This window comes from Aquamicrobium sp. NLF2-7, from assembly GCF_022359935.1.
GTDB classification, from domain to species: domain Bacteria; phylum Pseudomonadota; class Alphaproteobacteria; order Rhizobiales; family Rhizobiaceae; genus Mesorhizobium; species Mesorhizobium lusatiense.
In genome coordinates this window covers 252,327-266,124 of record NZ_JAKSED010000007.1, presented here as the reverse complement: position 1 = coordinate 266,124, position 13,798 = coordinate 252,327, and the positions used below count along the sequence as shown (strand labels likewise).

Here is a 13,798-nt window from a genome sequence, read left to right as displayed (position 1 = left end):
TCAATGAAACCGGTAGTCGCTGGCGATCTCGTCGCCCAGCCGTGTGTTGTCCCGGATGAATTCGCTCAGGAATTCGTGCAGGCCGGCATCGAAAATATCCCTGATCGAGCCGGACCTGAGCAAGGATTGCGTCTTTTGCGCCGTCTCGTGGCAGCTATGACGCTGGCCGTAGTCTTGCGCGAGCAACTGAAGATGCTCGTTGATAAAGCGATAGCAGAAGGCCAGCGAGCGCGGCATGCGGCCATTGAGGATGAGATAGTCGGCTATGTTGGCCGGCCGATAGGTGACGTCGTAGCTCCAGCGATAGGAGCGGTGGGCCGACACGGAACGCAGGATGGATTCCCACTGGTAATTGTCCATGGTGGAGCCCACCCATGAGACGGATGGCAACAGCACGTAATATTTCACGTCGAGAATGCGCGCTGTGTTGTCGGCGCGTTCCACATAGGTCCCGAGCTGGGAAAAGTCGAAAATCTCATTGCGCAGCATGGTTCCGTAGAAAGCGCCGCGGATCAGGGCGGTCTCGCGCTTGATGCGGTCGAGCACCGCCGGCAGCTCGCGCTCGTCTATGGGGGCAGCCAGCACCCGCTTCAGCGTCATCCAAGCTTCGTTGATGCTTTCCCATGTCTCGCGTGTCAGCGCCGTGCGCACCATTCTGGCGTTGTTGCGCGCCGTTTCCATCGAGGACATGACCGAGGATGGGTTCGAGGTATCGCGCAGCAGGAAATCGGTGACGGTGGCCGCACTGTATTCCCTGTATTTGCCGGCGAAGGCAACGTCCGTGCCGGCGCTGAGAACGACCGAGGTCCATTCCTCGGACGCATCCTCCGTGCGCGTGAGCGCCATGCGCAGACCGGCATCGACCAGCCGCGCCATGTTCTCGGCCCGCTCGATGTAGCGGTTCATCCAGTAGAGCCCGTTCGCGGTGCGGCCAAGAAGCATGGGCTACCTGCAGCCGCACGGGATAGAACGGCAAAGGGGGCTGCCAGCCGGTTTGGGCCTTCCCTCTCTGATATCTGGCTGCATTGGCAGTGCCATCCTTTCCTCAGTCATCCAGCACCCATGTGTCCTTGGTGCCTCCTCCCTGGGATGAGTTGACCACGAGGGAGCCTTCCTTCAGCGCCACCCGCGTCAGCCCGCCGGGCACGATCCGGATGCGATCGGACACCAGAACGTAAGGCCGCAGGTCGACATGGCGCGGCGCGAACCCCTTCTCCGTCAGGACCGGACAGGTGGACAGCGCCAGCGTGGGCTGGGCGATGTAGTTGGCGGGATTGGCCGCGAGCTTGGCGGCGAAGGCCTCGCGCTCCGCTGCCGTGGCGGCCGGACCGACAAGCATGCCGTAGCCGCCGGAGCCGTGCACCTCCTTGATCACAAGCTCCCCGATATGCTCGAGCACGTATCTGAGGCTGTCCGCCTCCGAACAGCGCCATGTCGGGACATTGCCGAGGATTGCCTTGCGGCCGGTATAGAACTCGACGATCTCCGGCATGTAGGAATAGATCGCCTTGTCGTCGGCTATGCCGGTGCCGGGCGCGTTGGCGATGGTGATGTTGCCGGCCCGGTAGATGTCCATGATGCCGGCCACCCCGAGCACGGAACCGGGCTGGAAGGTCAGCGGGTCAAGGAAATCGTCGTCGACGCGGCGGTAGAGAACGTCGATGCGCTTGTAGCCTTCGGTGGTGCGCATGGCGACGTGCCCGTCCACGACGCGCAGATCCTGTCCCTCGACCAGTTGCACGCCCATCTGGTCGGCAAGGAAGGCATGCTCGAAATAGGCGGAATTGTAGCTGCCGGGCGTCAGCACCGCGATGGTCGGCTCGCCGCCCGCCCCTTGGGGCGCCACCGCAGCCAGCGACTGCCGCAGCAATTGGGGATAGTTCTCGACAGGACAAACCTTGATCTTCTGGAACAGCTCGGGAAAGAGCTGCATCATCGTCTCGCGGTTCTCCAGCATGTAGGACACGCCGGAGGGCGTGCGGGCATTGTCCTCCAGAACGTAGAACTCGTCCTCGGCGGTTCGCACGATGTCGACGCCGATGATGTGCGTGTAGACGCCGGCCGGAGGCCGCACGCCGATCATCTCCGGCAGGAAAGCGGCGTTGCGGGCGATCAGCTCTCGCGGTATGCGGCCGGCACGCAGGATTTCCTGCCGGTGATAGATGTCGTCCAGGAAAGCATTCAGCGCCTGCACGCGCTGTTCTATGCCCTGGGTAAGACGCCGCCATTCGTGCCCGGAGAGTATGCGCGGCACGATGTCGAACGGGATCAGCCGCTCGGATGCGTCCTGTTCCCCATAGACGGCGAAGGTAATGCCGGTCTTGCGGAACACACGCTCGGCATCCTGCATCTTTTCCGTCAGTCTTAAGGGATCCTGTTCCTTGAGCCAGCGCTCATAGGCCGTATATGGGCTCCTAGGTCCGGATGATGCATCCGGAAGCATTTCGTCGAATGCCGCCAACCGCGTTCTCCCCAATATGGTCATATGACATGGCCTTGGGGGAGAAAATCAAGTGCAATCGCAGTTTAGTCGGCAAGAGTAAGAAAAATAGGGAAGTCCTGCCTTTGCAAAAGGCAGCAGCGCGATTTTTCAGGCAGGATTTGCCGCATGATGTGCCAGATCAGAAAGCCGGGCCGAGGAGTGTGGAGAGGATGCGTCCCTGTGACAACTCCGTTTCGGTGTGGCCATGACGAGGCATGCCGACCTGCACCGACCGGCGGCCGCCCCCCCCAGCCAGCGCCTTCAGAAGCTACGGAACATGCCGAAGTCGAAAGTGCGGCTGGCGCCCACGACAACCGAGTACGCGGCCGCGCAGAAAATTCTCCAGGAAGCTGGTAGCTTACGTCGAAGTTTGCAGTGAAATCGGAATTGCGCACGCAGTTCCCCCCGCCTGCCCACCTAAGGTAGCAGTGTCGATCCGGCAATATCTCGGCTGGTACCTCAATCTCGAAGCCATAGGTCTGGCAGGCCTGATTGACGAACAAGAAGGTGACCGGCAAGCCTGCAATGTCGTAGCCCATGCTCACCACTTTGGCATATTTTTATGCGCGGAGTTTTTTACGATTCCCAAGCTGGATTTTCGATGAACCATAGGAAGTCAGTTTTTTGGAAGGCCGGCCATGGACGGGAACTGGTAAGCTGATCTGGAGTGCTGGCTCACGCCATTTTCGGCAACGCTGGGGCACAGAACGAGAGCATGGATGTGTCCGGCCTATATCGCCGATTGATCGCTCCTGATAATCACAAGAGCATTCAGCCGATGGTGGCACGCGACGGCGGCGTGATCTTCATCATTTCACCGGCAGTGGTGTTAGGATACGGCCCCGCTCGAAGCGGTACTGGTGGTGGGGCGGGACAAGTTGGCTGGCGGTGACAGTGCCTGGCTGATCATTGACAACACCGCATTGTCCAGGAAGGGGCGTCATTCGGTTGACATTGCGCCGCGATATGCTTCCGCACTTGGAAAGACCGCCAACTGCCAGTCTCTAGTCTCTATGACGCTGGCATCGTGCGAGGTGGCGGTAATGGTCGGTCTGCAGCTGTTTATGCCCGAGAGTTGGACGAACGATCCTGGGCGCATGACACGGGCCCATGTGCCGTGGGAAGCGAACTTCAGGTTCGCTCTTACCACAGGCGCTTCGGCCAAATTTTACTCCATCTCAAATGCCACACGCGGCGCAAATGGAATATCCCCCGAGTAATTGACGGTATTGGCTGCCCAGCGCATGTAGGATCGCCATGTGTCAGAATCAGACCACACCCGCCGCCAGTCTCCTTTTCGTCGCCGAAGACAGCGCCGATATTGATGTTTGCAATACCACAGTCGGATCCGTCCGCAAAAAGAAAGCGCTCCGGCTCTCGCATATCCAGTGTGAAAATCGAAGAAGCAAGGCGCGCTCCAACCGCAGCGTGATCCTTGATGAACGTCATCAAGGATCGAATATTTCATAACATACAGAATTGGCGCGAAAGTTTCTTGGAAAACCAGTCCAACTTGTGGCCTTCCCGCTGAGAAGAGGTCGGAGTCGAGTGTTGGAGTTTCGGCCATTCTGAGCTTGAAAGAAGCACAGAATGGCACGGAAGAATTATACGGCCGAGCATATCACCGGGACATTGCAGGAAGCGAAAGTCCGGCTTTCACAAGGCGACAAGACCGGTGCGATCTGCCGCAGCTTTGGCATGTCGGAGCAGAACTACTATCGCTGGCGTCGTGAGTATAGGGCCTGAAGGTGCCGCAGGCAGCGTGGCTGAGGGCTCTGGAGAAGGAGAGCCGGTTGAGGAACGCGGTATCCAGCCTGACACTGGATGCGCTAATCCTGAAGGAGGCCATTGTGAGAAAGTACTGAGCCCTTCGCGACGCCGTGATGGCGTTGTCCATGCTTGTGCTGCGCTCGGTGTCTCCGAGCGTCGTGCGTATCTGGTGATTGACCAGCACCGTTTGACCCGGCGCCGACGTTCACGGCCACGATCCGACGACAAGCGCCCGACGGCGGATATTGTCTGCATAGCCTCGGACTATGTCGCGCCATTGCTACCGTCGCATCACAACCCTTCTACTGCAGGAGGGCTGGACGCTGAATGCCCGGCGGATCGGGCGCATCTGGCATTGCGAGGGGCTGAAAGTGCCGCATCGACAGCCGAAACGAGGCCGCCTGTGGCTCAATGATGGATCGTGCATCCGGCTGCGTCAAAAACGGTCGCTGAACACGGTTGCGGCGTTTCACGCCCCGCTTCCGTCTTCGTCGTTTTCCAGCCCCAGATAGATTTGCCTGACACGAGGATCGGCGGCCAGTTCGGAGGAACTACCCTCGAGAGAGATCGCGCCATTCTCCATCACCAGCCCGCGGGTGGCAATGGGCAGCGCCACGTCGACATATTGCTCGACGATCAGAATGCCCGTGCCCTCCGAGGCCCACAGGCTCAACAGTTCGAAGATCGGCGGCAGGACAGCCTGTGCCAGTCCCAGAGACGGCTCATCGCACAGAAGAATGCGAGGTTTGGCGACAAAAGCCTGAGAAAGCGCCAGCATCTGCTGCTGACCGCCGCTGAGGTCGCGTGCCGGCTGGCGATATTTCTGCTTCAGCATGGGAAAGAGATCGAGCACGCGCCCGGACCGGGTCTCGAATTCCCCTTTCGTCGAGAGCATGCCTCCGAGCCGGATATTGTCCGCAACCGTGAGTTCCGGGAAAACGCGGTGCCCTTCAAAGACGAAGCGCAACCCTTTTTGCGCTATCTCCTCGGGCGCGCGACCCAGGATTTCGCGTCCGTCAAGACGAACCGATCCCGCTGAGGGCCGGATGAAGCCGGCAATCGACTTCAGCAGGGTCGTCTTGCCGACACCGTTCGGCCCCAATACTAGAACGATTTCCCCCGGAGCGAGGCTGAGGCTGACGTCACGCAGTATCGGCAGACGTCCATAGCCGGAAAACAAACCCTGCACGTCAAGCATCCCGCTCCCCCCAGAAAAGCTTCTGCACCGCGGGATTTTCCACGACCTTGTCCGGCACGCCGCTTTCTACTACACGCCCGGCATCGAGCACGGTGATCTCGTCCGCGAGACGCCAGACAAGCGCAAGGTCATGCTCGACCAGAACCACGGTCAGATCCAGTTCGTCGCGCAGGAGCCTAAGAAGTTCGGCAAAGCGCTTTCTTTCCTCTCCGGAGAGCCCGGCGGCCGGTTCGTCGAGAAACAACAGGCGCGGACCGGTGGCGATGCAGCGCAGCAACTCCAGCATCCGCCGCTGGGCATGCGGCAGTTCATCTGGCCGGCAATCCGCAAGTGGCTTCGTGATCGCCTCGAACGCGGCAATGAAGGCCTCATCCTTCGTCCCGCGGTTCGCATCGAGCCCCAGTTGCAGGTTTTCCCGGACAGTGAGGTCGTCGAATATGCGCGGCGTCTGGAAAGTGCGGGCAACGCCAAGTCTGGCGATGGCCGATGCATGCATGGCATCTGCCCTGACGCCGAACAGGCTGACCGTGCCGCTGTCCAGCCGACTGAGCCCGGACAACACATTCAGCAGCGTGGTCTTGCCGGAGCCGTTAGGGCCGACCAGCCCATGAATCGTGCCGGGCGCCACATCGAGATCGACTCCGTCCAACGCAATCACCTGACCGTATCGCCGTCTCGCGCCGATCACCTTAACCGCCGCTTCTGCCGCATCGTTCCCGTTTTCCTGCCAGGCAGCGCCCTGCCCTGGCCGCATTTCGAGCAAAGGCCCGGAACTCAGAAGAGCGGGTCTCGTCGAGGCGCTTTGCAGGCGGATCCGCCTGGCTATGGTACCCACCACCCCATCCGGGAACAGAAGCATGATGAGCAACGCGGTGACGCCGTATCCCACCAGCCGGTATTCCACCAGATCGACAAGCAGCACGTTGGGCACGAGATAAAGGATCGCGGTACCCACCAGCGGCCCCAGCAGACGACCGCTGCCGCCGACGATGACTGCAAAGAAGAAAAAGATCGACAGATCGAAATGGAATGCATCCGGGCTGAGGAACCCGAGCAGAGGCCCGTAAAGCACGCCAGCCAGAGAGGTGCCGACGGCGGCGATCAGGAACGCCAGAGAACGCACCACGCCGGGCCTGTGGCCGAGCGTCAGCGCCGTCTCCGGACTGGATGCGGCAACGCGCATAAGCCTTCCGACGGAGGTCCGCCGCAGAAAATCGTGGGCGAACAGGATACCGACGCCCAGCGTCATGATCGCCAGCACCAATGGGCTGAAGCCGAGGACCCAGGGTTGCTGCAGCCAGCGCACCCGCAGGCTGATGCCGTTGATGCCGTTGGTCACGTCGCTGAAAGCGTTGAGCATTTCCGGCATGACAGTGGCGGCCGCTATGGTGACGAAACCGAGATAGAAGCCTTTCACCCTGAGCGCCGGCAGGGCAAAAAGCAGGCCGAGAGCGATGCCCGCCACGAGCCCCGCGAGCAGGCCGAGCTCCAGCGGATACCCATTGAGGCCACTAACTATCCCAACCGTATAGGCAGCCACGCCGAAGACCGCGCCCTGCCCGAACGAAACCTGGCCAGCATCGGCCAGAAGCAGGTTCTGGCAGACCGCGACCACGACATAGAGATTGACCAGCAACAGGATATGCAACCAGTAGCTGCTGCCGGCAAATACCGGAACGACGATGCTTGCAATGATGAGCACGGCGCCCAGCCGCGTCTCGTTCGCCCAGCCGGGCAAGCCGCATGAAACCGTATCCCTCAAGGATTGCGACGCGCCGACCCGTTTAGCCACCATCATGAGCTGCCTCCTAGACCCGCCGCGCCGAGACGCGTCCGAAAAGACCTTGCGGACGCGCCATCAGTATGACCACGAGCAATGCCAGCGAGACCGCATTCTGGTACTCGCCGCCGACATTGTAGGCCGCCCACATGGACAATACGCCGACCATCGGACCTCCCACCAGCGCGCCTGCGTTGCTGCCGATGCCGCCGATCACCGCCGCCACGAAACCGTTGAGCACATAGTTGATCGGCGAACTGGGAGAGATGGCCAGAATTGCACCCACACCGAACCCGGCTGAGCCCACAATCAGACCGCTGATCGCAAACGACAGAATCTGGAGCCGGCGGACGCGGATGCCGGCAGCCCTTGCCGCCGCCAGATCCTGCGAGATCGCGCTCATTGCCAACCCGGTGAGGGTGTGACGGTGAAACCAACGCAAGCCGAGACAGGCCGCGACGGCAAGGATCGGCGCGATGGCGTAAGCGGCCGGCGTCTCGATGCCGAAGGCCCGAAAGGGCGGGAACGGGTCTCTCACCACCAGCGCGAAAGGCCCCTTGGTGATCAATATGAGGGCGCTGATGATCACGGACACGGCAAGCGTGGTGATCAGCCAGGAATGCTGTTCCACGGAGGACTTCAGAGGCAACAGGGTGATGTAGCCCTGCACGGCCATCAGCAACGCTATCGAGAACCCGGCCGCGACCAGAAGAGCCAGCCATGTCAGCATGCCCGCATCGGGCGGGAGAAACATCGACCCGAACACCCCGCCCAGAATAAGCATATGGCCCTGGGCGAAATTCAGTATGCCGCTCGACTGGTAGACCACATTGAAACTGACGGCTACCAGCGAATACACCGCGCCGATGCCGATACCTCTGATCGCTATGATGAAAAGTTCGTCCATGGTTCAGCCTCCGCAGGCGGCCATCGGGAGGCGGATCGCGACCGGCAGGACGCAATCCGCGTGAAACAAGGGTCCGTCAGGGTGCGACGCTCACTCGCAATCGACCCGTTTCTGCACACCGCCCTCGCCCGTCTCGGCAGGATGGACCATCGCGAGGTTGGCGGCACCGATCAGGAAGTGCGTATCCGCGGACGCGCTCAGGCCGGGATTGATGCCATCGAAGCTGCCGGAATTCTGCTCGATCCATTTTGCAAGGGTTGCGCCGTCCGTGCTTCCCTCATTCGCCTCGACGGCCTGCCTGAGTAGAAAAACACCGTCATACCAGAGCGAGACGTAGTTGAAGGGCAGACGCGCGGCCGCTGCCGGCCGGAATTCACGCACGCCCTCTATGAAAGCCGCCATCTTCGGATCGGTAGAGCCGTTGCCGCAACTGGTCCAGGAGCGATAGTTGATGCCGGCGACATTCTCGTAGGCTTCCTTGCCGGCAATGGCGATGCCCGGTCCTGCCAGCGCTACGCCGTAGCTGCCGGAAACCCCGATCTTCCAGCCGATTTCGCGCAGCCCTTTCAACACATGCCCGGTATCGTCTCCGGTGCTGGCAAACAGGATCAGCGCATCGGGGTTGCCACGTCTCAGATCGAGGAGCTGCGGCGTCATGTCGGATGCGCCATACTGGTACTCCTGCGTTCCCGTCACCGTCATTCCCGATGACTCGACCGCGGTCCGGATTTCGACGACAGCCGTTTTTGCCTGAGCGCCGCTGTCGGACAGGATGGCGACCGAAGAGGCCTTCAGCCGCTCCTTTGCATCGCGTGCCATCAGCTCGGCCTGAACCTTGCTGTTGACGAGCATGCTAAAACTGTAAGGCGCTTCCTCGGGTGTTAGAAGATCGGTGCCGCTGACATTGATGGACGCGATGTCGGCATCGATCAGCAGCGGCATCACGGCCAGCGTCACCTGGCTGTAGGTCGGCCCGATGACCAGATCGACCTGTTCGCGGTCGATCAGTCGCCGCGCCTCGCTGACGCCGACCGTGGGATTGGCCTGATAGTCGCCGATGACGAGCCGGATCTCGCGGCCGCCGATGCCCCCGGCTTCATTGATCACCTTGGTCGCGTATTCCACTCCCACTTGGGCGGACTCGCCAATCTGCGCGCCGGGCCCGGACAAGGGAGCCAGCAAACCGATCGTGATGGGTTCTGCGCCCGCCTGCGCCGGCAGGAGCCAGGCTGCCAGCAAGGCTCCTCCGGCGAACAGGGCGCTACGCCTGCGTGGTCCCGGAAGGTCGAGACGGGCAGAAGAGCCGCGGCAATGCTTTTCAGGTCCTGTCATTTTCCATCTCCCATTTGAGGCCGGGGACTAGTGTTGTTGATGGCTCCCCAGCCGATCCTCGATATTGCGCAAGGTTTCGGCGATCGTGTCTTCGGGCCATGGTGCGTCGCCCGCAGAAGTTAGCTGCGAATAGGCCTGCTCCTTGGCGAGGGCCCTCAGCCGCGCAGGCAGCTTCTGCAACCACGGCGAAATGAGTGCGCTCGCCTTTCCATGCGTCGCGTCCCAAGCGCGGAAGCCTTCCCCGCGATCAAACGCCGGTGGTGCAGCCACATTCACCGAAAGATGCCGGCTACGAAGCTCCGCGGTTTTCTCGCTGTCGAGCGAACCGTCGACGATCTCGACACCATAGACGCTGCGGGCCCGCCGGACGCTCACGAGCCCGTCCAGCACGTCATCGAGAACGCGCTGCGGCTCCCGATCCATGGCATTTCCATAACCACCGCCGCCTGCGCCCTCGATGACAAGCACGTCGCCCACCGCTGCGCGGTGGCTGGAGCGCTTGCCGATATCGATCAGGCTCCCGTCCGCCCGACGGACCATCGTGCGGCCAAGTGTTCCTGCCGAGCCGCCGGCAACTCCCCAGGGCTGGAAACGATAACGCTCCTTGCCGCGCATAATGATGGTGCTGTCGGGATGGCGCACTTCCAGCTCGTAGACAACGCCGGCGCCACCCCGCAGGCGACCGGCGCCCTCCGAGTCGGGAATGAGGCTGAACCGCCGCACCAGAACCGGCATTTCGGACTCCAAAACCTCGGCCGGCACATTGCGGAGGAAGGCCACCGGATAGTCGATGCCCGCCACGCCGTCGGCTGTCGGCCCGCCGCCGGTTCCACCCTGTATCGGATTGGCCACCGCGACGTGAACCTTGCCGTCGTCCAGCGAGTTGACAGTGACGAGCGTGACCGCGATCTCACCTGCGCCGGCGGCCGGAACCGCGCAGCCGGTGGCAAGAGCCAGTGCGCCAAGGACCGCATCATGCGCCCGCATCGCCGACAGATAACGCATTCCGCAGGCGGCCGGGAACGAGGCGTTGACGATGGAGCATTCCGGCAGGTCCAGCTCGATGCAACGCAGGATGCCGGCATTGAAATGGAGGCCTTCGCTGTGGGTGGCAATGTAGTTGACGATCGCCAGCGACAGAAAGGGATGGTGTTTCTGCCCGCCGGTGGGAAGGTTCAGCGCGGCCCGAACCTGCGGATCGGAACCGCCGTAGTCCAGCACGACCGTTCCATCCTCGCCGGATCGCAGCGTCACCTCGATGCGGACCGGGACATCGGAGACATAGTCATCCTCCAGATAGTCGACGAAGTTGTAGCTTCCTGGAGGAATTCGCCTCAGAACGGCGCGGGCTCGGCGTTCCGAGCCATCCAAAATCCGATCGATCGACTGGAGCAGCGGTTCACATCCATAGCGATCGATGAGCTGGCTGATACGCTTCTGGCCGGATTCGAGCGCACTAAGCAATGCTTCCAGATCGCCCTCGTTGAGACCGGGAATGCGCGAATTGTCGGCAATGAAATTCCAGACATCCTGATTGCGCTCACCGCCTCTGATCAGCTTCACCGGCCGCAGGCGGAAGCCCTCCTGAAAAAGTTCGTGGGCCAGCATGTCGGTGCTGCCGGGGACCATGCCACCAACATCCGAGCAATGCATGAATGCCCAGGCGAAGCACACCAGCCTTCCTTCGTGGAATACGGGCTTGAGCAAATGCAGGTCCGGCAGATGCATTACCATGCCCCGCGTGGCGTAGGGATCGTTGGTGATCATCACGTCTCCCGGCTGCCAGTCATCAAAAGAGGCGATGCCGGTCTGCACGGGTATGCCCATCAGGGAGGTGACGCCCGTCTTGTAGGGATAGGCGAATGCCTCGCCTTTCACCGTGATGAGCGCTGTCGCGTAGTCCTGCGTTTCCTTCACGAAAGTGGTGTGGGCGGCGCGCAGCACGAGATGCGACATCTCCTCGACCACCGCGCGAAAATGATTGGCGAGAACCTCGTCCAGAACCGACTGGATCATCATCAGGCCATCCCTCCCATGGCGGTCGTTGCGACACCCGGGCGTTCAAGAACCAGCACCCCCGACCGGGTTTGCCGGGTGACCCAGCCGGGGGGTACCAGCACCGTGGTATCCTGCTGCTCGATAACGGCCGGACCTTCAAAGGTATCGCCCGCTCCCAGATCGCTACGGCGATAGAGACGAGCCTCGTATGTGACGCCGGAGATGCGTACCCGGCGTGTTCCGAAGGATTTCGCGCCGGTGCCGGGAGCAACCTCGGCGCCGACCGGTTTCGGGGTGGTGCCGACGATGTGGGCGCGCACCTCCTTCAGCCAGATCGGATTGGGTTCCTTCGCATAGCCATATGTGCGCCGATGTGCTTCATGAAACGCGTCGGCGACCGCAGCGAGATCTCCCTGCGCCAACCAGCGGGCATCAAGCGCGACGCTCAAGTCGAAACCCTGCCCCTCATATCTCATGTCCGCGGCGTAGATGATCTCGCGCCCAGTGATCGGCAGTTCCTGGCTTTCCTCGCAGAAGCAGGCATCGGCCTCGGTTTCCATGTCTTGCATGATCACCTGCAGGTCACAGCCCTGTATCGCCGACAGGCGCGAATAGACCGGCCGGATCAGATCGATCTCCAGATCCGCGCTGACCGCACCGAGAGCGCTCAGAACGCCGGGTGCCTGTGGCAGGATTATCCGGTCGATATAGACGGCTTCCGCCAGCAATGCACCGATGAGAGGACCGGCCCCGCCATAAGCGACCAGCGTGAATTCCGGGGCATCCACGCCCCGCTGCGCAAGCACGCCGCTGGTTTCGGCGGCCATCACGGCGACGGCCAGCGCAATGGCTGCATCTGCCGCTGCCTCCACGGAAAGCCCAAGCCCTTCCGCAACCGATGCCATGGCCTTGCCGGCCCCTTCCAGATGCAGGGGAATGCGGCCCGCCAGCAATTGCCCGTCCGCAAGCCATCCGGCCAGAAGAAAGGCATCGGTAAGAGCAGGCGTCGTGCCGCGCCCATAGCAGGCCGGCCCCGGATCCGCGCCGACGCTGCGCGGCCCGACCTTCAGCGCTCCCAACTCGTCGAGCCAGATCATCGATCCGCCGCCCGCGCCCACGCTGGAAACGGCGATGCAGGGCGTGAGGACGGGAAAATCCGAAATGTGCTCCTCGGCACTGAGCAGCGGCTGGCCGGCCCGCACAATGCCGACATCGACACTTGTGCCCCCAACGTCGACTGTCACCAGATCAGCCCCTTCCATGCCGGCGGCGCGCGCCACCGCCGCTGCCGCGCTCACGCCCGCCGCCGGCCCCGACAGCAGCGAGGTGACGGGATTGCGCCGGATCGTCGATGCACGCTGCATGCCGCCATTGGAACGGATGACGCGCGGCTCGGCGGCGAGGCCAAGCTCCCTCGTGCCCGATACGAGGCGATCGAGATATCCGACCACGTTCGGCCGCACATAAGCGTTGATCGTCGTCAGGATCGCCCGTTCATATTCGCGCGCCTGCGGCCAGGTTTCGCAGGAAAGGTCGCACGGCAGGTCCGGCACATGTTGCGCAGCCAGTTCCGCCACCCGCCGCTCATGCGCAGGATTGCGATAGCTGTGCATGAGACAGACGACGAACGATTGGGCGCCCGCATCGCGCAACTCGTGCAGGGCGGCCACGACGGAGTTCTCGTCGAGCGGCTCCAGCTCGCGCCCCTGGGCATCCAGCCTTCCGCCCACCTCGCGGACGAGGCGCCTGGGGGTGAGCGGCGTTGCCCTGCGGGAATCGTAGCGCATGGGTTCCGGCAGCGCCAGGCGCCCGAGCTCATAGAGATCGCGATAACCATCGGTGGTGATCAGGGCGGTGGCCGCGCCGCGCCGCTCGATCAGCGTGTTGATGGCGATCGTGCTGCCATGTGTGTGATGCAGTCTTGCCAGATCTGAAGCGGTGAGGCCATGCAATCCGGCGATTTCACGGATGCCCTGAAGCGTGCTCATACCCGGTCGGTCGGGCGTGCTCGGCACCTTGTAGCTGTGCAGCACGCCGTCACCGTCGAAAAAGACGAGGTCGGTGAATGTGCCCCCGACATCGACGCCAAGGTAGAGGTCTTTCAGAGTCATGCACTCCTCCGTGACTTGCGTTCCCCTGAGATCCGGGCAGGCTTGCCATCCCGGTACTTTTTTTATTTTCACAAACGTATGGTCATTCTACCGAATGGTCAATAAGAATTCATCGCCGATGATGATTTCAGGTTTTGCCGCGAAAAGGCGCTGAAAATTCAGACAGCGCACCACCGGGGCCGGAGCCCCGGAGAACCAGCATGCCGCCCGAAGGCGGGTA

General features: G+C 62.0%; 9 protein-coding genes and 2 pseudogenes. 2 read left to right on the top strand and 9 right to left on the bottom strand.

Annotated elements, in window-relative coordinates:
- Together MIC97_RS23920 and MIC97_RS23915 are read right to left on the bottom strand one after the other, a co-directional pair.
- The gene (locus MIC97_RS23920) at positions 1–942 is read right to left on the bottom strand and encodes an alpha-E domain-containing protein (protein ID WP_239802399.1); all 942 of its coding nucleotides are present in this window, start codon (positions 940–942) and stop codon (positions 1–3) included.
- Positions 943–1,045: 103 nt separating this feature from the next.
- Positions 1,046–2,443 (bottom strand): circularly permuted type 2 ATP-grasp protein, encoded by a 1,398-nt coding sequence (locus tag MIC97_RS23915; RefSeq protein ID WP_239802424.1) that lies wholly within the window; start codon positions 2,441–2,443, stop codon positions 1,046–1,048.
- An 884-nt stretch (positions 2,444–3,327) separates the two neighbouring features.
- Here MIC97_RS23915 and MIC97_RS23910 point away from each other — a divergent pair.
- Positions 3,328–3,702 (top strand): annotated as a pseudogene (locus tag MIC97_RS23910) (transposase); the annotation flags it as partial.
- Here the strand turns inward: MIC97_RS23910 and MIC97_RS23905 are convergent.
- Positions 3,651–3,998 (bottom strand): annotated as a pseudogene (locus MIC97_RS23905) (aldehyde dehydrogenase family protein); the annotation flags it as partial. The pseudogenes MIC97_RS23910 and MIC97_RS23905 sit on opposite strands and share 52 nt — an antisense overlap.
- A gap of 74 nt (positions 3,999–4,072) precedes the next feature.
- Between MIC97_RS23905 and MIC97_RS23900 the strand changes: the two are divergent.
- A complete protein-coding gene (locus MIC97_RS23900; protein WP_239802397.1) occupies positions 4,073–4,228 on the top strand; it encodes a transposase in 156 nt (51 codons plus the stop codon).
- A 493-nt stretch (positions 4,229–4,721) separates the two neighbouring features.
- Here the strand turns inward: MIC97_RS23900 and MIC97_RS23895 are convergent, their stop codons facing one another.
- From MIC97_RS23895 to MIC97_RS23870, 6 genes are all read right to left on the bottom strand, one after another.
- On the bottom strand, positions 4,722–5,450 hold the full coding sequence (locus MIC97_RS23895; RefSeq protein ID WP_239802396.1) for an ABC transporter ATP-binding protein: 729 nt from the start codon (positions 5,448–5,450) through the stop codon (positions 4,722–4,724).
- Entirely contained in the window at positions 5,443–7,248 is a 1,806-nt protein-coding gene (locus tag MIC97_RS23890; RefSeq protein WP_239802395.1) for an ATP-binding cassette domain-containing protein, read from the bottom strand. The genes MIC97_RS23895 and MIC97_RS23890 overlap by 8 nt, the downstream gene beginning before the upstream one ends.
- Positions 7,249–7,258: 10 nt before the next feature.
- Positions 7,259–8,137 (bottom strand): branched-chain amino acid ABC transporter permease, encoded by an 879-nt coding sequence (locus MIC97_RS23885; protein WP_239802394.1) that lies wholly within the window; start codon positions 8,135–8,137, stop codon positions 7,259–7,261.
- A gap of 90 nt (positions 8,138–8,227) precedes the next feature.
- Positions 8,228–9,469: an ABC transporter substrate-binding protein gene (locus MIC97_RS23880; RefSeq protein ID WP_239802393.1), complete on the bottom strand. Its 1,242-nt coding sequence runs from the start codon at positions 9,467–9,469 to the stop codon at positions 8,228–8,230.
- Between the two features lie 27 nt (positions 9,470–9,496).
- Entirely contained in the window at positions 9,497–11,488 is a 1,992-nt protein-coding gene (locus tag MIC97_RS23875) for a hydantoinase B/oxoprolinase family protein (RefSeq protein WP_239802392.1), read from the bottom strand.
- A complete protein-coding gene (locus MIC97_RS23870; protein WP_239802391.1) occupies positions 11,488–13,578 on the bottom strand; it encodes a hydantoinase/oxoprolinase family protein in 2,091 nt (696 codons plus the stop codon). The genes MIC97_RS23875 and MIC97_RS23870 overlap by 1 nt, the downstream gene beginning before the upstream one ends.
- Positions 13,579–13,798: the final 220 nt, after the last annotated feature.

Bases quoted from the DNA above. Each gene is read 5' to 3' on its own strand.
- MIC97_RS23920 (WP_239802399.1), bottom strand. From the start codon at position 942: ATGCTTCTTGGCCGCACCGCGAACGGGCTCTACTGGATGAACCGCTAC.
- MIC97_RS23915 (WP_239802424.1), bottom strand. From the start codon at position 2,443: ATGCTTCCGGATGCATCATCCGGACCTAGGAGCCCATATACGGCCTAT.
- MIC97_RS23900 (WP_239802397.1), top strand. From the start codon at position 4,073: ATGGCACGGAAGAATTATACGGCCGAGCATATCACCGGGACATTGCAG.
- MIC97_RS23895 (WP_239802396.1), bottom strand. From the start codon at position 5,450: ATGCTTGACGTGCAGGGTTTGTTTTCCGGCTATGGACGTCTGCCGATA.
- MIC97_RS23890 (WP_239802395.1), bottom strand. From the start codon at position 7,248: ATGATGGTGGCTAAACGGGTCGGCGCGTCGCAATCCTTGAGGGATACG.
- MIC97_RS23885 (WP_239802394.1), bottom strand. From the start codon at position 8,137: ATGGACGAACTTTTCATCATAGCGATCAGAGGTATCGGCATCGGCGCG.
- MIC97_RS23880 (WP_239802393.1), bottom strand. From the start codon at position 9,469: ATGACAGGACCTGAAAAGCATTGCCGCGGCTCTTCTGCCCGTCTCGAC.
- MIC97_RS23875 (WP_239802392.1), bottom strand. From the start codon at position 11,488: ATGATGATCCAGTCGGTTCTGGACGAGGTTCTCGCCAATCATTTTCGC.
- MIC97_RS23870 (WP_239802391.1), bottom strand. From the start codon at position 13,578: ATGACTCTGAAAGACCTCTACCTTGGCGTCGATGTCGGGGGCACATTC.